The following is a 221-nucleotide window of genomic DNA, read 5'->3' on the forward strand; positions in this document are numbered from 1 at the left end:
GGGATGGTCCGGCCGGGAGCCCGGCCGCCGGTCGTGGTGGTGGGGGTGCCGGGTGACTGGGCGGCGGCCTCGGCGGGGCTGCGGCACGCGGCGGAGACGGCGGCCGCCGCACAGGGCCTCACGGACCAGCCCTGGTACGACGCCCGCCGCCTCGACATCGACCTGCTGCTGTGGCGGCTGCGGGACCACCCTGACCTGGCGGCCTTCGTGGACCGCGCCCT

1 pseudogene is annotated in these 221 nt (G+C 78.7%); it reads left to right on the forward strand.

Annotated features, from left to right (window positions below):
* Positions 1-221, forward strand: a pseudogene (locus GT030_RS14970) (PucR family transcriptional regulator); the annotation flags it as partial.

Source organism: Streptomyces sp. SID1328, assembly GCF_009865595.1.
In the GTDB taxonomy this organism is placed as follows: domain Bacteria; phylum Actinomycetota; class Actinomycetes; order Streptomycetales; family Streptomycetaceae; genus Streptomyces; species Streptomyces griseoluteus.